The sequence below is a fragment of the Sorangium sp. So ce124 genome (assembly GCF_051525235.1).
GTDB lineage: Bacteria > Myxococcota_A > Polyangia > Polyangiales > Polyangiaceae > Sorangium > Sorangium atrum.
Genome location: NZ_CP150312.1, coordinates 11,779,678 through 11,800,643, shown reverse-complemented (window position 1 = coordinate 11,800,643; position 20,966 = coordinate 11,779,678). Strand labels below are relative to the sequence as shown.

Here is a 20,966-nt window from a genome sequence, read left to right as displayed (position 1 = left end):
CGCTCCTCGAGACAGCGCATGACGATCGCGTCCAGCGCGAAAGGGACCGAGCGGCGCTCGCTCGGACGCGGGGCTGGCTCCTCGATGTGCTGTTGCGCGATCGCCTGGGGGCTGCTCGCTTCGAAGGAGTGCCGCCCCGTGAGGAGGCGGAGGAGCAGCGCGCCGAGGGCATAGCTCTACTGCGGGAAGTAGGACGGGGAAGCGAACCGCCATGACGCCAAGGGCGCCAGGAAACCAGGGAACTGGGAGGGGAAGTGCCGGAACCGCACCTCCTCTCTCCCCTTGGCGACCTTGGCGGTGTGTAACCGTTCACGGCCCGGAGACACCGTTCACCGCGACGATACCCATCTATGTCTTGCCGACGACGTCACCCCTTATCGACGATGTTGGGGTGCCCGAGCAGGTGGACCACGTGCACCTCGCGTGTGAAGCGCTGCACGATGTTGGGCATCGCGGCGAGCCGCTCGTGCAGCACCTTGACCGCCGCGGGGCACTCAGTATGTCGTTGGCAAGCCCAGTAGACCGAGCCGCAGCCGGCGCGCGCCAAGAGTGCGCCGAGCACGTAATCGCCTGCCAGCGTGCCGCGGGGCAGGCTGCTCGTCGCCAACGTCGCATGTCGTTCCGCGAACGCCGACGTCCGAGCATCATCTGCCATATGATCCTCGCCCCCCAGTGGTGATGTTGCCCCGGGCCACTAACAACAATGCGAGGATCGCGACCAGAAAGGCGTATGGGGTTCGGACCTGCGAACACGCGGAGATCGCCCTCTACCACGCGCTCGGGAACCTGCCGGAGCCCGAATGGCTCACCCACGAATTTTTCTGAGGAGGCGAAAAGATCGATGATCTTCCCGTCTTCATGTTCACTCTCGCCGGGCAGATGGGAGCACCGCCTCGCGGCGCGCGTCCTCACCGAGGACAGGGCGGGCCGCGCGGGGTACCGCCACGCCCTCGTGCGCGAGGCGATCGCGCGATCGGTGCCCGAGGCGGTTACCCCGACTCCGACCCTGGCCGAGGTGGCCACGGGCCCGCCGGGGAGGCGCCGATCGGGAGATCGGCGCTTCTGCCTGGACGTCCCTTACCGAGAGCTCGAGGAGGGGCGCGGCGTCACTTCTCGAGCGTGATCAGACCCAGCTTGTACGGCAATCTTTCGTAAGCCCCTCCGGCGTTCGGATCCCTGCCCTGGTAGAGGAACTGCATGTTGCACGCGTTGATGGTCATTCGCTCGTCGCTCCCGGAGCGGACCATCTCACCATGGCTGATGTCGTCGCTCCAGTCCCCGCCTTCGAACGTCACGTTGGCAGGGCCGGCGAAGGGCTTCTGCTTGGTGTCCGCCAGGGGAGCCCAGGGGCCGTCGAGGCTCTCGGAGGTCCACGACCTGAAGAAGCGAGGGCTGTTGTCGAACGCCTCGACCATGAGCAGGTACTTGTTCGTGCCATCCACCTTGTAGACGTTGCTGGCCTCGAACAGGAGCCCCGAGCTGGGGGCCGACATGACGGTTTCGTACCCATCGAAAGCCGGGAATTTATCGATGCTGACCTTGGAGCGGTAGAGCTTCCCGTCGTCCCGCGAGAAGAACAGATGGCAGTTCTTGTCGTCGCAGATGTTCCAGAAGTCCAGCGCGCCAAGGGTGTTCCCCATCTGGCCTGGCTCGCCCTTGAGCAGCGCCTGGGGCCGGCTCCAGCCGTTGACGTTGTTGATGTCGTCGTTGGTCGAGTACCGGCCGTTCCACTGGAAGATGAGGTACCACTTGTTGTGCGGCCGGAAAAAGAAGACCTGGGGCGCGACCGTGCCGCCGGTGGGCCAGTTCGCCATGTGCTGCTGCTGCGCGGAGCTCGCCTGAGCGAAGTCGGTGAAGTTCAAATACACGGAGCTCCACCCCCCGTTGCCCGTCGTGTCGTACACGGTGGCAAATACGTGGTACTTGCCGTCGTGGAACACGATCGTCGGGTCCTTGATGGAGGCGAAGGTGCGACCGGCAGGCGGCTTGGGGCTGATCACCGGAGGCCCCGACTTCCACTTGAACGAGGTGGGCAGGTCGCAGGTCACGGGCGGCGAGCCGCCCGCGCCCGCGCCGCCGCCGCCGTCCCCCGGATCGCCGCCGCTCCCCCCGGCCCCGGACGTCGGGTCGCCGCCCGTGCCCGGGTCGCTTCCGCTGCTCGTGCTCGTGCTCGTGCCGGGGCCTGATCCACCCGTGCCGCTTGTGCTCGTGCTCGCGCCCGCGCCTGTCGTGCTGCTGGCGCTCGTCGTCGGGTTCTCCGAGCCACCCGTACCACCACTGGACGGCTGGTCGTCCCCCGTGTCGCTGGCGCAACCGGCGAGCGCGGCGAGCACACAGCCGAGGGCAGACAAACGAAGGAGGGAACGGGACGGAGTCAAAGATTGGCGAGGCAAATCGAAGGGAGTGATCATGCTGGTCTCCAGAGGGATGCCCGATCGGGCGGCGAGCTCCTCAGAGCCCGACTGTCAAGGTTGGCGCGCACGAGGACGAGGACGAAGGGCCCGGTGCCGCATGGCGGCCTACCCAGGGCAAAGCGGAGGAATCTCCGAGCCAAATTGTGAGCGCTCACATCTGCGGCGTCAATTGAAAACCGGCGCGCGGGACTCGCCAGCCACGATGCCGATCGCCGGAAACTCCTCGGAACGCGCTCCCGGCGTCGCTCTGCCAGGCGTCGACGATCAGGGCGATTGGCTCGCCCGGTCCGTGCACGCCCTGAATCAGGATGCCCTCCACGTCGGTCGTCTTGGATGGCCCCGTACACCTGACCACGTAGGGGTCGCCGCCGAGCGCGGAGATTTCGGCGCAGAGCGAACGGTGGATGTCGGCGCGGCGAACGATCGCCACGTGGATCCAGGGGGCGAGCGCGCTGAGGCGCGTCGAGGTGGTCGCGTCGTCGAGGATGACGGTGCCCGTCTCGGCGATCGCGCCGGCGGCGCGCGTGATGCCGAAGTCATCGGCGTCGATTCGAGCGCGGCGGGGCCGCCGTCATTCACGCTTCCCCTTCGGAGACGACGTGGTTTTCGAGCACGCCGATCTTCTCGATCTCGATCTCGACCCGATCTCCCGGGCGCAGCCAGCGCGGCGGTGTTCGGGCCATGCCGACGCCATGCGGCGTCCCCGTGAGGATCACGGTGCCCGGCAGCAGCGTCGTGCTGCCGCTCAAGAACTCGATGAGCTCGGGCACGCCGAAGATCATGTCGCCGGTCGTCCAGTCTTGCACGCGCTCGCCGTTCAGGAGGGTGGCGATGCGGAGCGCTCCTGGATCTCCGACCTCGTCCGCGGTGACGAGGCGGGGGCCGAGCGGGGCGAACGTGTCGAACGTCTTGCCGCGACACCACTGCCCGCCGCCGCGCCGGAGCTGCCAGTCGCGAGCCGACACGTCGTTCGCGCACGTGTAACCGAGCACGTGCTCGAGCGCGCGCGCGCGGCTCACGTTCTTGCACGCCTTGCCGATGACCACGGCGAGCTCGCACTCGTAATCGACCTCCTCGCTCGCCAGCTGACGCGGAATCACGATCGGCGCGCCAGGATCCTGGACGGCGTTCAGTCCCTTCATGAAGACGATCGGGTGCTCGGGGAGCTTGGCCTTGGTCTCTTCGGCGTGCCGGCGGTAGTTCAGGCCGATGCCGAGGATCTGCGTGGGAGCGATCGGGGCGAGCCGGCGCGCGACCTCCGCACGTTCTTGTGTGACCGTGTAGTGATCGAAGAGGTCGCCTTCGATGCGCAGGGCCGTGCCATCGCCCTGCTCGCTCGCGTAGCGGGCGCGTCCGTTCGTGTCCAGGTAGCGGATGATTTTCATGAGCGCTCCGAGAGGTCCTGCCAGACCTGCCCGCCGGGGAACGTGTGCGCCGCGAGCGAGTCGGCCTTCATGGTGATCGATGTGCCTGGCGCCGTGGGGGCGAGGTAGCGCCCGCCGCGCACCACACAGGGGTCGACGAAGTGCTCGTGCAGGTGACAGTGTTCGCCGCTCGCGACGCCGATGCCGAGCGGCTCGAGCGCTCGAGCGATCGCGGCATGCCCGAGCGGATCTTCTCGTCCGGATAGCCGAGCCAGCCCACGGGTCCGCCTGGCGGCCCGAGCGGCCGCCAGGCTTACCGGGGTGGTAAAACCACAACTGGAGGGGAGCGGAGCTACTTCTGGAGCGTCAACATCCCGAGCCTGTAGGGCAATTTGCCGTAATCACCCCCGACTTTCGGATCTCTGCCCTGGTAGAGGAACCGCAGGTCGCACGGGTCGATGGTCATCTTCTCGTCGTGCCCGGAGCGGATCAGCTCGCCGTGGCTGATGTCGTCGCTCCAGTCCTGGCCTTCGTATGTCACGTTGGCAGGGCCGGCGAAGGGGTTCTGCTTGGTGTCCGCCAGGGGAGCCCAGGGGCCGTCGAGGCTCTCGGACGTCCACGACCTGAAGAAGCGAGGGCTGTTGTCGTACGCCTCCACCATGAGCAGGTACTTGTTCGACCCATCCACCTTGTAGACGTTGCTGGCTTCGAACAGGAGACTCGCGCTGGGGGCCGACATGACGGTCTCGTAACCGTCGTAATTCGGGAACTTGTCGATGCTGACCTTGGAGCGGTAGAGCTTTCCGTCGTCCCGCGAGAAGAAGAGGTAGCAGTTTTTGTCGTCGCAGATGTTCCAGAAGTCCAGCGCGCCGTTCGGCTCGCCTCGGAGCAGCCCTTGGGGCCGACTCCAGCCGTTCATGTTGTTGATGTCATCGTTGGTCGAGTACCGGCCGTTCCACTGGTAGATGAGGTACCACTTTTTGTGCGGCTGGAAATAGAAGACCTGGGGCGCGACCGTGCTGCCGGTGGGCCAGCTCGCCATGTAGTGCTGCTCAGCGGCGTTCGCCTGAGGGATGTCCGTGAAGTTCGAGTACATGGACTGCCATCCGCCGTTGCCCGACGTGGTGTCGAACACGGTGGCAAACACGTGGTACTTGTTCTCGAAGAACACGATCGTCGGGTCCTTGACGGATGCCCAGCTGCGGCCGGCAGGCGGCTTGGGGCTGATCACCGGAGGCCCCGACTTCCACTTGAACGTGGTGGGCAAGTCGCAGGTCGGCGGGGAGCCGCCTGCGCCTCCACCACCGTCCCCTGGATCGCCGCCGCTGCCGCCGGTCCCCGAGGCCGACGTGCTCCCGCCGGTACCCGTCGTACCGCTTCCCCCGCTCCCGACGGAGCTCGACGTACCAGTGCTCCCGCCGGTGCCCGTCGTACTGCTGGCGCCCGTCGTACTGCTGGCGCCCGTCACCGGATCCTCCGAACCACCCGTCCCATCAGGGGAGGGCTGGTCGTCGGTCGTGCCGCCGCTGCAGCCGGCGAGCGCCGCGAGCACACAGCCGAGAGCAGAGAGACGAAGGAGGGAACGGCACGGAGCCAGAGCGTGGCAGGGCAAATCGAGGTGAGTGATCATGCTAGTCTCCAGAGGGATGCCCAATCGGGCCATCGAGCTCCTCAGAGCCCGACCGCCAGGGTGAACGCGCATGAGGACGAGAAGCCGGGGCGCATGACGGCCTACCCAGGGCAAAGCAGAAGGATACCCGGAGACCAAATTGTGAACGTTCACATTGTCGTCGTCAATCAAAAACCGGCGCGCGGTCCATCCTCGATCCCGATGGGGGCGCAGCGGCGGCCGGCGGCGGTGTCACAGGGACGCAGACTGGATTCTTCCCGTCACGCCGCCGCGCCGGCCATGCCGGGGAGCAGCGACGGCCAGCTGCGGGGCGGCTTGAACCGGTAAGTCGGCGCGGGCCCGTCGACGACGTGCTCGACCTCGTCGAGGCGACTGCCAGGGAGCAGCACCCCGCCCAGCGACTCCCGCACGAGCGGTATCCGCGCCGGATCGAAGCCCATCGCCTGCGAGGCGATCGCGTCGACGAGGCCCGGATCGAACCCGCCGATCAGGAGCCCTGCGCGCACCGGCGTCGCCCCGAGCGGCCCTTCGCCCTCGCCGGCGACGATGCCGTCCACGATCGTCAGGTACCGCCGCTGCGGCTCCCCGCGCAGCGCGCCGCCGCGGTCCGCGAAGAACAGGATGCGGTTGAGATCCAGGATGGTCCGCCAGAGCGTGTCGTTCCCCTCCCAGCTGCCGTCGATGACCTTCGGCGGCGCCCCGAGCCGCGGCGCGCGCGCGACGAGCGAGTGATCGCCGGGGAGCGGGAGCCGGCTGAGCTTGTTCTCCACCGCTTCTCCGAGGCCTTGAGGCCGATCGAACTCGTCGCCGCCGATCGATGGATCGCCCTCGGTGAAGTGCGGGAGCCAGTACTTCTCGTTCGTCAGGCCGATCACGCTCTTCAACGACAGCGTGATACCCGTCTTCTTGTGCGTCTTCAGCTTGGGGAGGTTGATGACGACATCCGCGTCGAGGAGCGTCTGGGGAATGCTGTACTCGTGCCGCTGCCCCGTGTGGTGCGGCACCGGCGTCGCGTAATGGCTGCGGTGGAAGCGGAGCGCAGCGCCGCGCGGGGCGCCCGCGCCGGCGAAGAAGCTGCTCGAGCCCAGATCGACGACCCGGTAGCCCCGCGGATCGCCGGGCAGGCGGCGGCGGAGGAGCAGGCCGAGGTTCCACGAGCGGCCGAAGCGGCGCACGTCGTCGAGCGCGAACACAGGCGCGATCCGGAAATACCGCAGGTCGATGAAATCGACGTCGTGCCCCTGGGCCTTCAGGTGATCGATGACGTCGAAGATGCCGAGCGGGCCGGCGACCTTCTCGATCTCGCAGCCCTCGACGGGGGAGTCGACGACGCGCACCCTCCCGCGCGGGCCGGCGGCGCGAAGGGCGTAGTCGAGCACGGGCCGGAGCAGCGAGCCGTGGGTGCTTGAGGCGGCGAGCCGCTCGCCCGTGATCTTCTGGTGAAGGTTCTTCGAGGAGACGAGGTTCGGCTTGACGACGACGCGGTCCCCCGGCGCGATCAGGTCGCCGAGCGGGTTCCACGCGGGCGTGCCGGCGCGGGCCGCGTCGAGGCCGAGCCGGCGGAAGAGCGCCTCGACGGCCTCGTAGACGGCGCCCGGCGGGCCGTAGGGCGCGCTGCCCCCGTAGCTCACGCCCGGCCGAGAGACCGTCACCACGCGGCGGCTCGTCGCTGTCATCGGGGCCCCCGGTCAAGCGCCCGCGCCGTTCGGGCCGGGCGAGAGGATCTCGGCCGGCGCGGCGCGCTGGAAATCGACGTTGAGGCGCGAGACGCTCGCGAGGTGCTTGCCCGTGCGGACGAGCGCGATGTCGTCGGCGAACTCGACGTCGATGCGCATCCGCTCGCCGAGGTGATGGCGGAACGTCGCGAGCACCTCGTCCAGGACCTGCTGCGAGAACCGCCCGCCCTTGACCACGCGGAACGTGATGGCGTCGCGCTCCTCCTGCACCACCTGGAAGCGCTTGATCGCGTAATCGAACTCCTTGAGGTAGTGCGCGAAGAACGTGCCGGGCAGATAGCGCCCGTCCGTCCCCCGGATGATGGACTGGACGCGCCCCTCGATGCGGCCGACGCGCGTCGCCCCCCGGCCGCAGGGGCACGGCGCGGACGGGGACATCGCCTCGGCGAGATCGCCGATGCGGTAGCGGACGAACGGCATGCAGAAGTTGTTGAGATCGGTGATCACGACCTCTCCGATCTCCCCCGGCTCGGCGGGGCGCCCGTCGCGCAGGACCTCGACGATGTACCCCTCGGCCACCACGTGGTGGCCCTCGTGCGCGTCGCACTCGTACGCGATGCCCGAGAACTCGCGGCTGCCGTACTTGTCGAAGACCTTGCAGCCGAATGCCTCCTCGATGAGCCGGCGGCTCGGCAGCGGCAGCGTCTGCGCGCTCGACATGATCGCGCGCGGCCGGGCCGCGACCTTTCCGGTGCTCTTGACGTAATGGGCCAGGAAATCGAGCGCCTCGGCGTAGCCATCCATGAGCACAGGCCGCGCGCCGGCGATCCTCGCGATCATCTCTCCCAGGTTGTCGTCGGAGAGCTCGAAGATCGGGATGAACGTCCGGTTCGACAGGACGGCGTCCGCGCGCTCGCGGGCAGCCTGCCACTTCGTCATGCCGATCGTCTGGTGCCAGAGCCGCACCGTGGGGTCGCCGAAGCGGTAGCCCGTCCACTCCTGGGCCCGGAGCGTCGCCGCCCAGCGGAACTCGAGCTGAGCCCGGTCCGCGTAGCAGACGAAGGGCTCGCCGGTGGAGCCGCTCGTCGTGATCTTGAGGACCTGCGACTTGTCGTGGTTCTCCGACATGATGTCGAAGTAGAGGTGGCGCCGGATATCCGCCTTGGTGAGGAACGGCAGCTTGTGGAGGTCCTCCTGGCCGCGGATGTCCTCGGGCCGGAGCTTGAGCTCCTGCATGCGAGCGCGGTAGTAGGGCACGTTGCGGTAGCAGTGGCGGAGCAGCCGCCTGAGCTTCTCGTCCTGGAGCTCGCGGGTCTGCGCCGGCGTGAGCCACTGCGTCCTGCGCAGCGTCTCGTAGTAGTGCTCGACGTCGCGCGTGATCATCCAGTGGGTGTGGTTGAACGCGGCCAGGTACGCGCGCCACCTCGCCGTGGAGAGCGGATCGCGCTCCGGCGAGCGGTCGACCACCGGATTGCGGCGGAGATACTGCGTGGCCACGTCCGGCGGGATCCGGTCCACGCGGTACTCCCACGCGGCCTTGCCGAGGTCGTAGAACGACTTGACCACGGCGCGCGCCGCCGCCTGATCGAGGAAGGAGACGCCCTGCCGCCGCTGCTCGAAGAGCGTCTCGACCTCCTTGTAGGAGTAGCCCTTGGCGTGGGCGGCGACCAGGATGAACGACTGCCAGTAAAAATAGCTGCCCTTGTACGTCAAGAGATCCTGGAACACCTCCCGGGCGCACATCACGAAGCCGCTCTTGTTGTCGTGGAGCGACATGCCGAAGGTGGTGTTCAAGAGGTGGTTGAGCCCGCGGCTCAGGTGGTACCGGCGGTCCCTGCGGCGCCCGACGGCGCTCCTCCAGCCCTGGACGACATCGACGCTGTGCTCGTAGAGCTCGCGCCGGAGGCGCAGGAGGTCCTCGGGCTGGTACTGGAGATCGGCGTCGATGGTGGCGACGAGCTTGCCGCGCGCGGCGGCGGCGCCGGTGCGCCACGCCGCCGTGATGCCGCGGTTCTGCGGGTGGAAGCACCCCACGACGAGCCCGGGGTGCGCGGCCATGAGCGCGCGGATCGTCGTGGCGGTGCCGTCGGTCGAGCCGTCGTCGACGAGGATGAGCTCGCCCGCGAGCGCCCCCTCGCGGAAGACGCCGAGGACGCGGTCGGTGAGCTCGGGGATGTTCAGCTCCTCGTTGAGGCAGGGCACGAGGACGGAGAGCTCGATCGGCGCGTCCGGAGCGAGCTCGGTTCGGGGTTCGGACATGGTGTGTTCGCCTATCTTGCCTTGAAGGAGACACCGCAGCAGGGCGAGGGGCGGCCCGGGCGCGCGGGAGCGGTCACCGGGGGACGCAGCGGAAGCACGCGCGGATCGGCAGCGCGCCGTGCGGCGCCGCGCGGCGCTCGGTCACGCGGAAATGGCGGTCGAGGAGGCGGACGAACTCGTCGGGAGTCCACTGGTGCAGGTGGTACGCGTCCCCGCCCCACTGGATGCGATCCCGCAGGAGGTAGCCGACGGGCGTGCGGCGGACGATGCCCTTCAGCCGCGCGATGAGCGGGTCGTTCGGCACCGTGATCGCGGCCACGCCGCCGGGGCGCAAGAGGCGCGCGATGGCCGCGAGGACGGCGGCGGGATCCACGGTGTGCTCCAGGACCTCGGTGCAGACGATGCGATCGAAGCTCGCGGCGGGGAGGTCGAGCTTGTCGACCTCGCCCTTGAGGAAGCGGGCGTCGTAGCCCGCGAGGTTATTGCGCGCGGTGCCGAGGAAGACATCGGAGACGTCGATCGCCGTGATGCGGGCCCGCGGGAACATCCGGAGCACGTGCCCGCCGCCCGAGCCGACCTCCGCGAGGTCGAGCCCGGCGCAGTCGCCGAGCATGCCGCGGATGATGGCGAGCCGCTCGCGCTCGATGAGCCGGATCGGCAGCGGGGCGCGGTCGTAGTAGTCGTCGATCGGGTGCTCTCGGGCGAGGCGGTCGTTCAGCGCCTCCACGTCGATGTCGCCGGCGGCGTTCGCCATGGCCGGGCCCATAGCACGGGGGCGGCGGAGCCTCACCCCGGCGACCGCTCGGCGCCCGCCGATGTGACCGCGCGGTCATCCTCCGACGTGAACGTCGAGGCGGCGATCCGCCTGGTCGCCGCCGTGGTGGCTCCCTAGTCGTGTGAGAGGCCGCTGACGGTGCGGTGCAGCGCGCATCGAGCAGGTCCGCCGGGAGACGCTGTTGAGCACCCCCGGACGCCTCGCGTGGTCGCGTGGTCGCGTGCTCGCGCTGGTTGCCGCTGCGGGCGGAAAGAAAAAAGATTGCGGAGACACTCCTTGCTGTTGGTGCCCCAAGGGAGTAGCTTGGGCCCCTCACGACGTCACTGGCTCTCGACACGATGCGTTCTCTCTCCCTCCACGCGAGGGAGATCGTTGCTCGCGCGGATGACTGGACGACGCACCGTGTGCCTGCGCGGGTTCGCTGCGCGGCACGCCTCCGTTCGAACCGCGACGGCTTCATCGAATGGCAGGCGAAGAGCGCTCACGAGCGCAGCTGCAAGCCGTGAAAGTAACGTGTCATGGGTAATCGTCTCTATGTCGGCAATCTCTCGTACAGCACCACCCGCGAGTCCCTCGAGGCCGCGTTCGCCGGCAGCGGCGAGGTCCGCGAGGTCTCGATGCCGACCGATCGGGAGACCGGCCAGCCGCGCGGGTTTGCGTTCGTCACGATGGGCTCGGCCCAGGCGGCGAACAGCGCCATCTCGCAGCTCAACGGCATGATGCTCGATGGGCGCTCGCTCAAGGTGAACGAGGCGCAGGAGCGTCCGGCAGGCGGCGGCGGCGGCGGTCGCGGTCGTTACTGATCGCCCCTTCGTCGCGTCGTAACATCGCGGCGGGCCATGAAGGCCCGCCGCGTTTATTTTGTCTTCGAGACGCCCGGGCCGCACGCCGGTGCGCGCGAGCGCCGCGCCAGGAGAGGGGGCCGCTGGACCATGGGCCGCCGCGCGGCGCCATCGTGAGCTGGTGCGGCCACCGCTGCGGCGACGGTGGCTTCAACGACGACGACGGCTCGCGCGACACGCTGGCCCTCGATAGCGTGATGCTCGGCGAGCTCTCCCAGGACGACCGCCACGAGCCCTCAATGAGCCCGAGCTTGCCGGTGCGTCGCGCGCGCTGGTCCGAGGTCGACCCGAGCTATCAGGCCGCTCGCCTGGAGCCCGCGGCCGCGCCTGCCGCGGGGGCACGGTCGTCTCTGGCCGCTGATACCTGAAGCGCAGGATCGCGAAAAAGCCCCCCATTGACGAGATCGACCTCTGGTTTATCGACTTTCGTGGTGCCGCGGCTCGTTCTCTGGTACATGATGACTCTCGCGCAGTGAAAGCTGATCGCGAAGTCGATAGAGATGCCGCCTGGACCCGTTGGGCTCGAGCGACAGGCTAGGCTGTAAAGAGCGGCTCGAAGCAGCTCCTGCAAGCACATCCGGAAGCACGCGCACGGCGTGCCTCCCGCGTTCGTGCGGCTGAGCGCGAGGAAAGTGGTCGCCATGAAAGCGTGTTTATCGCGGGTCGTGGATGGCGTGGAACAGACGCTCTGCTGGCGCTTCCAGGTGCACGGGAGGAGCGAGGCCAGGTACGAGCCGGCGGACGGCCCTCACGGCCCGTTCGATCGCGACCGCCAGCGGAACCTCAAGCTGGGCGAGACGTTCCAGCGGCTGGACCGCTCGGGATCTCCCCGGAAGTACGATGGACTCTTCTGGCAGCCAAAGAGCTCGCCGAAGAGTTCGGGCGACGGGTTCGGTCCGTGAGAGTGAGAGGCTGGACCGTGGCGGCCGGAAGCGAGGACAGCACCCATCTCCGGCATGACGCGGGACCGTGAACTTGTCGCAGAGCTAGCAACCGAGTCGTGCAACACAGCTATGTATACCTCCCAGAAGCCCGTCACCTCCGCCGCCTTGCTCGCCACCGCTGCCCACCTCAACTTCCGCGCGACGTCCCGCGACCGGAGCGGCTCGACGCTCGGCGTGCTCGTCGACGCGTCCGGCGCTCAGCAGTACCTCGTGATCGCCTCTGGCGGCGCGGAGGGCACGTGGACGATCGCTCGCGAGCTGCCCGTCGGCCTCGCGCCCTTTCTTCTGTACGAGAGCGCCGCCAACGTGCTGCGCGGCGGGAGCTTGAGCGAGGACGGGAGCATCTCCTTCCATGGAGCGCTGTATACGATCGAGTCATCGTTCGACGGCAGCACCCGCGCTGCGAAGGTGAGCGGTAGTGTTTGAGCGCCGTCGCGCTCGGATGCCAATCCGAGGATCCGGCTCAGCGCGGCTGCAGGGCTGAGGCCCGAGCTCGCCTCCCGTCAAGGCTCGACGCGGCACCTCGCGCTGCACCCGTCGCCACCCGCCGTGTTGCCGTCATCGCACGTCTCGAGCCCCGCGACGTCGCCGTCGCCGCAGACGATCGCGGGATCGACCAGCGCGCGTCGCAGCTTCAGATCGCTGCGCAGGGCGCCCACGTGCGCCTTGAACGCGCTCAGGTCGCCTCGGGTCGCGGCGCCGGCGCCGGCGACGGCCTTGCCGAGCACCTGCTCCGCCCGATCGATGGCCGCGAGCACGGCGCCCTCGTCCCACGCCGCGCTCACGACGCGGGCGAGCTCGGCGCGATACCGCTCGTCGAGCGCCGGGATCTCGCGGATCCGGCGCGGGAGCACGGCGACGGGCTCCGTCTCGGTGTCGAAATGCGGGTCGTCCAGGATGCGGTCCATCCCGTGGGCGATGAACACGAAACGCCCGTCGGCCGGGTTCTCGTAGAGATAATAGTTGTTCGCCCGGTAGGCATAGCCGTCCCAGTGGCCGAGCAGCGCCTCGAGGGCGTAGCTCGTGAGGAACCGATCCAGGTCGAGGCGCTCGCTCACCTCCGCGGCGAGCTGCTCGTCCGGCGCGTCCTGGATGGCGGCGGCGAGAGACCGGAGCTCCGCCCCGCCGCCGTCATCGCCGCTGTCGAGCTCCACGGCGTCGACGTCCTCGGCGAAGTCGCCGCAGCACGGGCCCTCGTAGAGCACGCCCTCGTCGTTCACCTCGCCGAAGTGCCGCCGCAGGAACCGCTTGTCGATGGCCTCGGTGACGACGTAGATCCCCTGGTCCACGCCGTTGAGGCTCACCACCGCGTGCGCGGTGCGCGCCGCGGGCACGCCGGCGCGGTCGTGCAGCTCCTCGCCGATCTGCTCGCGCAGGAACGTCGGGTCCTGCTTGGAGTTGTTCAGCAGGAGCTTCTTGAGCCCGTGTAGGTTCGCTTCCTCGTCGAACTCGTCGAGCTTGACGCTGAAGCTCGGCTTCTCGGACAGATCCACGGCCGAGTTGCCCTTCTGCCGGATGCCAGCGCCGCTGACGACCTCGCCGTCGTAGACGATGGTGCACGGGGCGCGGTCGTCGAGGTTCGTGCGGAGCTGCCCCAGGTGGGCCTCATCGACGGTGATCGCGATCTCGTGCAGCGCCGCCCGATCGAAGACGACGTCGCTGCCCGGGTCGAGGGGCACACAGCCGCCCTGGCTCGCCGCGACGAGCGCGAGGACCGCGGACGCATGAAGGGATCTCATCGATCGCGGCCTACTGTTGAGCATCGCTCCTGGACTCCGTAGTCCGGCCAGGGTGGCCCGCCTCGGCGGGGAGCCGGCCGCCCACAGCGTGGCGGAGCTCGCCGACCGCGGTCCAGTAGCGGCGCACGAAGCGCATCAGCCGGAGCTCCAGGCGCACGCGGCGCTCGTCGACCTCGAGCGCCCGCCCCACGTCGACGTTGCGGCCCTCGATCGCCCGCTGCGCCTCGGCGCCCGCGCGCTCGGCGGCGGGGGTCATCCGGCGCCGGAGCTCGGTCACGAGCGCCCGGGTGGCCTGGGCCTCGCTCAGGCTCGTCCGCACCTCGCGCGTCACGAGCTCGACCGCGGCGCCGAGCGCGCGCTGCTCCGCCTTGCGGGCCGTGTCCGCCGCCACGGTGGCCGCGCGGTGCGTGTCGAACACCGGCAGCTCGACGCCGAGCCCGAACGTCCACGCGCGGCCGAGCACGCTCTCGGGCCGGAACTCGTAGCCGACCTCGACGAAGGAGAGCCACGGCCACCGCGCGGCGCGCTCGGCGTGGAGCGCCGCGTCCGCCGCGTCGCCCTGCGCCGCCGCGAGCTCGATCTCGGGCCGGCGCTTGAGCGCGAGCTCGACGGCCTCCGCCTCCGTGGGGAGCTCCGGGGGAGGCCACGCGCCCTTCGGCGCGCCGATGAGGCGCACGGGCACCGCGGGATCGAGCCCCATGCGCGAGAGGAGCGCCGCGAGCGCCGCGCTCCGCTGCGCGCGCAGATCCACGCCGTCCTGCTCCGCGTCGACGGCGGTGAGCTCCGTCATCGCCTCGTCGACCGCCGTCGTCCGCGCGGCGGCGAGCTGCCCCTTCATCCAGGTGGCGAGCGACCGGCGCGCCTCGGCCACCGCGTCGGCGGCCTCGATCTCGGCGTCGAAGAGGAGCACCTCGTCGAACAGCGACCGGACGTCGGCCTCGAGGGCGATCTCGACCTCGCGCGCCTCGGCGAGCGCCTTGGCCTCGTCCACCCGCGCGGCCGCGACGTTCGCGTCGACCTCGCCCGGGCGGGTCACCGGGAAGCGGAGCGCGGTGCTCACCCTCGGCCGGCGCTCGAGGATGCGCTCGAGATCGACGTTCGTGATGCGGAGCTCCGGGTTATCGAAATGGTCCTCCGCGTCGACCTGCGCCGCGGCCGCCTCGGCGCGGGCGCTCTGCGCGGCGAGCTCGGCGCTGTGGTCCCTCGCCCAGGCGACGGCGTCCTCCACGGTCATCGCGAGCGGCGCCGCGCTGGACGGGCCAGGGCGCGCGCCCGGGCCCGCGCGGCCGGGCGCCGGCGGGCCGGCGGACGCGCGGCCCTCGCGGTAGAGGGCGATCGCGCGGTCGGACGCCGCCGGCCTCGGCGGGGCAGAGCAGCCCGAGAGGGCCGCGCAAATCAACATGACGGGGATCGCCGCGCGGCGGCGGCGCTGGCTCACTGGCCCCACGAGAGCTCCTGGAACGAGGGCGTGGCGGCGTCGAACACGATCGTCAGCGCGCCCGGCGTGAGCGACGGCGTGATCCCCTCGGGCTTGAGCCCCGGGAACCGCTGGACGAGGCGCGGCGAGAGGACGCCGCCCTCGGGGCTATCCACGCGCCACAGCGCGCCGGCGTCGCCGTCCGCCGTCGAGGGCGTGGACGTCATGGCGAGCGCGCCGTCCGGCATGAAGACGAGCTCCGAGATGCCGCCCGGCGTGGGCTTCCCGGCGACCTCCACGTCGACGCGCGCGCGCGCCCACAGCGCGACGCGGGCCGCGTCGAAGCGCGCCGCCTCGGCCGCGGTCCGCTCCTTCTTCTTCGCGCTCGCGGCCTCGACCTCCCCGCCGAACAGCGCGCCCGGGGAGCCGACCCGCCAGATCATCGCGTTGCCCTGAGCGTCGAGCGGCGCCTTCAGCCCGAGGTACAGGGCGCCCTGCCGGAAGGCGAGGCCCTCGATGTCGAGCGCCCGCGTCCCCTCGGGGAGGCCGAGCGCCGCGGCGCGCGCGGGATCCGCGTCGAGGACCTCGGCCAGGTGGATCTCGCCGTCGACGCGGAAGCCCTGGCCGTCCTGGCGGACGCGGAGGAGCGCGGTCCGCTCCGGCTTGCGCTTCCCCTTCTTGCTGTAGCTCTGCGACGACAGGAGGTAGATCTCGCCCGCGTCCCCGGCCGCGATCCCCTCGAGGTCGTTCACCTCGTCGACGCCGCTCACCGGCACCGGCTCCGCGGCGACGGCGCCGCTCGCGGACATCGCGAAGAGCCACGGCACGCCCTCGTTCTGCTCGTGGCCCGTGTCGTCGCTGACGATGAGGTACCGCGACTCGCCGGGGCGCGCGAGGACGCCGGACGGCTCGAAGCGCGTCCGGCTTGCCAGGGTCGGGGGCACCTTCATGGGGGACTGCGACGCGACCGCGCCGGCCTTCGGCGCGGCCCCGGCCTTCGGCGCGGTGGAGGTGGGCTTCGGCGGCGGCTGGGCGGGGGCCGCGCCGCGGCGCGCGTCGAACGTGATGTCGAAGGCCTGACCGGGGACGAGCGCCATCGGCGCGTCCAGCGCGATGGTGACGACGCGGCCCCACGCCGGCAGCTCCGGCGTCGGCCAGCAGCGCGGGGGGAGCTGCGCGACGAGCGGCCCCACGGCGACGACCGTGCCCGGGATCGCGTCGCCGAGCTGGCCCCGGATGTAGAGCTCGGCCGTGTCCCCGTCGTTGACGCCGAGGGCGAAGCGCTCGGGGACGCAGGCCAGCGCGCGCGCGCCCGTGCGCGCGCTCAGGAGCTGCACCAGGGGCATCCCGGCCGGGACCACGTCGCCGGGCTGCCTGTCGATGGAGATGACGCGCCCCGCGTTCGCGGCGCGCAGCACGTAGCTCGCGCGCCGCTGCTCGAGCATCGCGATGTTCTCGGTCGCGACGCGCACGTCCGCGTCGAGCTTCGCCGCCAGCCCCGACGTCCGATCCCGGAGGCCGTTCCGCCGCCGCTCGGTCGCCTTGAGCTGCTCTGTGAGCATGCTCAGCGTCCGCGGCTTCTCGCTCGCGATCGCCGTGACCGTCGCCTGCTGCAGATCGAGCTTCGTCAGGTCGTCGAGCACCGCCTGTCGGTTCTCGACGAGCGCCTTCACCCTCGATATCTCGCTGTCCAGCACCTTCGCCTCGGCGACCGCCCGGCGCTGCTCCTCGCGGTGGATGGCGAGGTGGCGCTCGACCGTCTCGCGGTTCGTGTCGAGCTCCTGCTCGAGGACGGCGAACTCCATCTGCAGATCGGCCTCGACCTGGGCCTTCTCCGCCTTGGCGACGGCGATCTCGGCGTCGATCACCGAGGTGTCCAGCGTCGCGATGATCTGCCCGGCCTCGACCTCCTCGCCGACGCTCACCTCGACGGAGGCCACCCGGGCGGTCTCGACCGGCGAGAGCACCTCGGGCAGCGCCTCCGCGAAGCCGAAGACCCGCCCGCGCGGGCCGCTGCCCAGGTGGAGCCACAGGGCGGCTCCGAGCGTGAGCACGAAGGTGATCGCGGGGGTGGCGTCCTGGAGCGCCGAGCGGAGTCGCTGGTAGCTGTACATCGATGATCCTTGCGCGGTGATGACGACGGCGGCTGTGTCAACGAAGCGAGAGGGCCCGCGAGGGCGTGACCGACAGGCATCCTCCGCGATGGACCTCGGCCGCTAGAGATCCAGCGTCGGCTCCTGAAGCATGAGAGAGACGTCCTGCACGCCCGGGATGGCCTGGAGCTTCGCGACGAGCGCCGAGCGCAGATCGGGCGCGAGGACGGTGATCTGGTAAGCATGCTCCATCGCGGTCCCCTGCGCAGCCTCCCGGAGGGTCACCAGCGAGAAGGTCCGGCAGTGCGCGCGGAGCACCTTCGCGAGCGCGTCGTCCACCTCGGGCCCGACGGGCGCGGTGAAGCGGACCAGGCCATCCGGCTGTCGTCGCGAGCCCCAGCCGGAGAAATGGAGGAGCACGCTTCCGGCGGCGAAGATCGCGGTCCCGCCGAGGGCCGCGCCGACCGCCTGGAGCCCGCAGGCGATGCCGACGCCGAGCGCCGCGAAGACGAACATGATGTCGCGGGGATCGCGCATGGTCGTGCGGAACCGGACCGCGCTCAGGCCCACGGCGACGCCGATGCCGGCGGCGATGCTGCTGCCGACGGCGAGCATCAGCATGCAGGTGATGACGCTGCCCATCGCCATGCTGTGCACGGATGAGCGGGAGTAGGAGAGCCCGCGAAATGTGGCCATGTAGACGAGCGCGACCCCCTGGCCGAGCCCGAACGCGAGCAGGAGCGCCACGACCGCCTTGCGGAAGTCCATGGCGCTCCCCTGGGTGACCCATCCGAGCCAGTCTATCACGGCGAGCCGCTCTTTCCCGGGGCGATCGCCGGGCGCGGCGCGCGCCGATCCCCATCCACGCAATCCACGCGCGTCCGCGTCATGGCGCCTCGGAGGCGGCGCCGCGGCCAGGGTAGGGGCGCGCTTGCTTGATGTAGAGCGTCGGCGGCTCGTCGGGGTTCGCGTCGTCGTCGAACTTGAACTCCACGTCCATCGCGTACCAGCCGTCGTTGCCGCTCGCGGGCCCATAAGCGGGGGAGAACCGCTCGTGGATGGCGTCGAGCGCCACGCCGAGCTGATGGACCTGCGCCGTCGAGAGGACGGTCTGGCCCTCCGGCATGAGGCTCGAGTGGGTCAGGTAGGTGACCGGCTGGTTCGGCTGGTTGAAGAAGTAGAGGAACGCGTCGTTCGTCACGCCCGCGGGCGGGGCGACCACCTCCACGTCACCGCCGCTCTGCACGTTGACGTAGAACGCGGGCTGGACCCCTGCCGTGTCGAACGGGTTGTTGGTCACGGCCACGCCGTTCGCCTCCTCGGACGGGAAATTGTGGTGCACGAGCAAGGCCATCCCGATGGTCCGGTGATCGATGCCGTAATAGGTGCGCTCGTCGAAGGTGCGCAGCTTCCAGGCGCTCGCGTAGGTCTTGCGGATGGCGTCGAGGACATCCTCCCAGTCCGTCGGATCGCCGGTGTTCGAGTCGTAGCAGCCGGCGCACGGGAACCCGTCGAGATCCTCGCTGTTCGTGCTGGTGCGGAAGCGCATCGGGTGCCCGGGGTAGTCCGCCTCGATCTTCGCCCTGAGGAGCTCCTGGAACTCGGCGTCGATGGGCGCGCTCTTCATGGCGTCGCGGAGCGCCTTCAGCTGCTCGTCGCGGGCCGCGGCGTCGGTGTTGAACTTCGGGTCGGCGAGCAGCGCGTCGATCTGTTCGTAGAACCCGTTCTGCTTCATGAACTGGTCATAGTAGTACACCGGGATCGCGAAGGCCTTCAGGATGGGGACCTCGGGGAGCCTGGCCAGGATGGAGTAGTGGGCCGCCTTGCCGCCGAAGGCGAGCACGGCCTGCTTGATCGCGTCCCGGAGCGGCTCGCCCTCCGGCGGATCGGGGGTCACCTCCTCGATGTCGCGCAGATCGGTGACCGTCAGATCCAGCTCGGGGAGCGTGACGGGCGTGGGTTTGTGCGCCTCCCAGAACGTCTCGGCCTCCGCCTCGGTGACCTCGCGGACGCTCCAGGACAGCGGCCCCGCGGTGAGCTCGACGAGCTTGTCCTTCAGCGCGAGCAGCTCGGGGCGGCTCATGGCGTTGCGCAGCCCCATGTTGGGGGTGCGCCGGTTCTGGGAGAGCACGTTGACGTGCGAGAGCGGCGTCTGGAACTCCTCGGTGATGATCCCCTGGACGACCGAGATGTCGTTGGGCGCCTCGTCGAGGACGACGATGTCCTGGTGGGACAGGTACTCCGAGTCGAGGTCCGCCGCCTTCGCGAAGTGGAGCCGACCCACCGCCGTGCCCAGCGAGAGCGGCTGGTAGTCGATCCCGGCGTAGAGATCGCCGGTGCTGACCACGGGGATGTCGGAGGGGAGCTTCTTCGCCTCGGCCGCGACGGCCTCCGACGTCGGGTGGAAGGCGAGCTTCGACCCGAAGAAGGAGGCCGCCTTGACCGCCTTGAACAGGGTGGTGATCATGTCCGCGGACGCGGTGTCGTAGGGGGAGAGCTCGAGGGCCCACACGTCTGGACCCTCGTAGTGCGTCACCGCGCCGAGGACGAAGCGGCGATCCGGCGTGAAGTACTCGGTCGCGTTGAACTCGGCGAGGGGCGGGACGAGGGGCAGCGCGTCGCCGGAGAGGTGCGATGACACGAAGTCGTAGTGGATCAGGTAGAGAACGCTGTTCTGGAAATACAGCGCGTTCTTGTCGGCTTGATCCAGCACGACCTTGACCGATCGCGCGCCGGGCAAGGTGGCGTCGATGGGCTGCGACGCGAGGGCCTCGAAGTCCGCGGCGCACCCGATGCGCTTCAGGAACTCCGTCGATTCATCGGCGTTCTTGCGTTCGCAGACCTCTCCGGTCACGCCGGGGTCGTCCGTGCCGCTGCCGCCACACGCGCCCGGGAGCGCCGCGGCGAGCAAGGCGAGCGTGACGATCGACGTGATGCGAGTGCCTTTGTACATGATTCCTCCTGAGACAAGTAAGCTGACCGCGCAGCGGCGCGCGCCGGTCATCCCGCGTCAATCCCGCGTCAAGGTGTCAAGGTGTCAGCGCGAAGCAGTAGAACCCGCCGTAGCCGCCGCCGGACCCGACGGTGACCGCGCCGGGCAGCGGTCCCCCCTGCTCCAGGAGGTTGATGCCCGGCGCGCACCCTGACTCGTCGAGCGACGACATCCAGTTGGCCATGTTGATGTTGCCGCCGGGGCCGGCGCCGGTGCTGCCGCCGCCGGTCGGGAAGCCGCCGCCGGCCGGGGAGCTGCCGCCGGTCGGGAAGCCGCCACCTCCGAAGTTCCTGGGCCACGAGTGACCGACGCGCGGCCGCCCCTCGCTCGAGTCGCCCGACTTGGCCGTCCAGTCCTTGCAGGTCGCTGTCGCGCTGTAGAGCTGTCCCTTGTCGTTCGTCCCCGTCAGCATGTCGTGGTTGTCCACCTCGGACTGGCTCGGATCGGGCTGGTGGTTGGGGACGCCGTCCTCGTTCGGAAAGTCGTCGATGATCGCAGGGTCGGCCGCGGAGGGGCGGTCGTTGAGCAGCTCCTCCTTGTTGTTGGCGAGCAGCCGGCCGAGCCGGTCGTACCAGGGACCGTTGCCGATCCGATCGATCGCGTTGACCTGCTTGCCGTCCTCCCCTGCGACGGCGCTCAGGAAGGCGCGCCACTGCTTGCCCCCCGCGCCGGGCATGCTCTTCTCGGCGATGGTCGCGCAGATCTTGTCCGCGCCGCGGAGCCCGGCGCCGGGGCCCGTCTCTCCGAAGCGGAGATCGCCGCCGAAGCCGTCCTGGGAGCCCGACAGCTCCTGCAAGGCGACGAGGCTGGTCACGAAGAAG

19 protein-coding genes are annotated in these 20,966 nt (G+C 69.8%); 5 read left to right on the top strand and 14 right to left on the bottom strand.

The window, feature by feature from the left end:
- Positions 1-367: 367 nt before the first annotated feature.
- Positions 368-655, bottom strand: a complete 288-nt coding sequence (locus WMF19_RS44235; protein WP_437895880.1) for a hypothetical protein — start codon at positions 653-655, stop codon at positions 368-370.
- Positions 656-841: 186 nt separating this feature from the next.
- Between WMF19_RS44235 and WMF19_RS44230 the strand changes: the two genes are divergently transcribed.
- The gene (locus tag WMF19_RS44230) at positions 842-1,123 is read left to right on the top strand and encodes a hypothetical protein (protein ID WP_437895879.1); all 282 of its coding nucleotides are present in this window, start codon (positions 842-844) and stop codon (positions 1,121-1,123) included.
- Here the strand turns inward: WMF19_RS44230 and WMF19_RS44225 are convergent.
- The 7 genes from WMF19_RS44225 to WMF19_RS44195 form a co-directional block, all read right to left on the bottom strand.
- The gene (locus WMF19_RS44225) at positions 1,107-2,351 is read right to left on the bottom strand and encodes a non-reducing end alpha-L-arabinofuranosidase family hydrolase (RefSeq protein ID WP_437895878.1); all 1,245 of its coding nucleotides are present in this window, start codon (positions 2,349-2,351) and stop codon (positions 1,107-1,109) included. The two genes, WMF19_RS44230 and WMF19_RS44225, sit on opposite strands and share 17 nt — an antisense overlap.
- 214 nt (positions 2,352-2,565) lie before the next feature.
- Positions 2,566-2,964 (bottom strand): LUD domain-containing protein, encoded by a 399-nt coding sequence (locus WMF19_RS44220; RefSeq protein WP_437901745.1) that lies wholly within the window; start codon positions 2,962-2,964, stop codon positions 2,566-2,568.
- 25 nt (positions 2,965-2,989) lie between these two features.
- On the bottom strand, positions 2,990-3,799 hold the full coding sequence (locus WMF19_RS44215; protein WP_437895877.1) for a fumarylacetoacetate hydrolase family protein: 810 nt from the start codon (positions 3,797-3,799) through the stop codon (positions 2,990-2,992).
- Between the two features lie 331 nt (positions 3,800-4,130).
- Complete coding sequence (locus tag WMF19_RS44210) at positions 4,131-5,330, bottom strand: non-reducing end alpha-L-arabinofuranosidase family hydrolase (protein ID WP_437895876.1); 1,200 nt, start codon at positions 5,328-5,330, stop codon at positions 4,131-4,133.
- A gap of 338 nt (positions 5,331-5,668) precedes the next feature.
- Positions 5,669-7,063, bottom strand: coding sequence for a DUF362 domain-containing protein (locus WMF19_RS44205; protein WP_437895875.1), 1,395 nt, complete (start codon positions 7,061-7,063; stop codon positions 5,669-5,671).
- 33 nt (positions 7,064-7,096) lie between these two features.
- On the bottom strand, positions 7,097-9,343 hold the full coding sequence (locus tag WMF19_RS44200; RefSeq protein ID WP_437895874.1) for a glycosyltransferase: 2,247 nt from the start codon (positions 9,341-9,343) through the stop codon (positions 7,097-7,099).
- 73 nt (positions 9,344-9,416) lie between these two features.
- Positions 9,417-10,097 (bottom strand): methyltransferase domain-containing protein, encoded by a 681-nt coding sequence (locus WMF19_RS44195; protein WP_437895873.1) that lies wholly within the window; start codon positions 10,095-10,097, stop codon positions 9,417-9,419.
- A 539-nt stretch (positions 10,098-10,636) separates the two neighbouring features.
- On the opposite strand from WMF19_RS44195, the gene WMF19_RS44190 reads away from it, so the two are divergent.
- The 4 genes from WMF19_RS44190 (at position 10,637) to WMF19_RS44175 (ending at position 12,330) form a co-directional block, all read left to right on the top strand.
- Entirely contained in the window at positions 10,637-10,921 is a 285-nt protein-coding gene (locus tag WMF19_RS44190; protein ID WP_437895872.1) for an RNA recognition motif domain-containing protein, read from the top strand.
- A gap of 152 nt (positions 10,922-11,073) precedes the next feature.
- Positions 11,074-11,328 carry a hypothetical protein gene (locus WMF19_RS44185; protein WP_437895871.1) on the top strand — a complete coding sequence of 85 codons (255 nt, stop codon included), beginning with the start codon at positions 11,074-11,076 and terminating at the stop codon, positions 11,326-11,328.
- Between the two features lie 273 nt (positions 11,329-11,601).
- Complete coding sequence (locus WMF19_RS44180) at positions 11,602-11,862, top strand: hypothetical protein (protein WP_437895870.1); 261 nt, start codon at positions 11,602-11,604, stop codon at positions 11,860-11,862.
- Between the two features lie 111 nt (positions 11,863-11,973).
- Entirely contained in the window at positions 11,974-12,330 is a 357-nt protein-coding gene (locus tag WMF19_RS44175; protein WP_437895869.1) for a hypothetical protein, read from the top strand.
- 77 nt (positions 12,331-12,407) lie between these two features.
- Here WMF19_RS44175 and WMF19_RS44170 read toward each other — a convergent pair whose 3' ends face one another.
- The 6 genes from WMF19_RS44170 to WMF19_RS44145 all read right to left on the bottom strand — a co-directional run bounded on the left by WMF19_RS44170 (position 12,408) and on the right by WMF19_RS44145 (position 20,959).
- Positions 12,408-13,643 carry a CotH kinase family protein gene (locus WMF19_RS44170; RefSeq protein WP_437895868.1) on the bottom strand — a complete coding sequence of 412 codons (1,236 nt, stop codon included), beginning with the start codon at positions 13,641-13,643 and terminating at the stop codon, positions 12,408-12,410.
- A gap of 10 nt (positions 13,644-13,653) precedes the next feature.
- Positions 13,654-15,045: a TolC family protein gene (locus WMF19_RS44165; protein WP_437895867.1), complete on the bottom strand. Its 1,392-nt coding sequence runs from the start codon at positions 15,043-15,045 to the stop codon at positions 13,654-13,656.
- A 32-nt stretch (positions 15,046-15,077) separates the two neighbouring features.
- Positions 15,078-17,174: an HlyD family secretion protein gene (locus WMF19_RS44160; RefSeq protein ID WP_437895866.1), complete on the bottom strand. Its 2,097-nt coding sequence runs from the start codon at positions 17,172-17,174 to the stop codon at positions 15,078-15,080.
- Positions 17,175-17,276: 102 nt separating this feature from the next.
- On the bottom strand, positions 17,277-17,960 hold the full coding sequence (locus WMF19_RS44155) for a DUF4956 domain-containing protein (RefSeq protein WP_437895865.1): 684 nt from the start codon (positions 17,958-17,960) through the stop codon (positions 17,277-17,279).
- A gap of 79 nt (positions 17,961-18,039) precedes the next feature.
- On the bottom strand, positions 18,040-20,106 hold the full coding sequence (locus tag WMF19_RS44150; protein WP_437895864.1) for a PEP/pyruvate-binding domain-containing protein: 2,067 nt from the start codon (positions 20,104-20,106) through the stop codon (positions 18,040-18,042).
- A 76-nt stretch (positions 20,107-20,182) separates the two neighbouring features.
- Positions 20,183-20,959 carry a hypothetical protein gene (locus tag WMF19_RS44145; RefSeq protein WP_437895863.1) on the bottom strand — a complete coding sequence of 259 codons (777 nt, stop codon included), beginning with the start codon at positions 20,957-20,959 and terminating at the stop codon, positions 20,183-20,185.
- Positions 20,960-20,966: the final 7 nt, after the last annotated feature.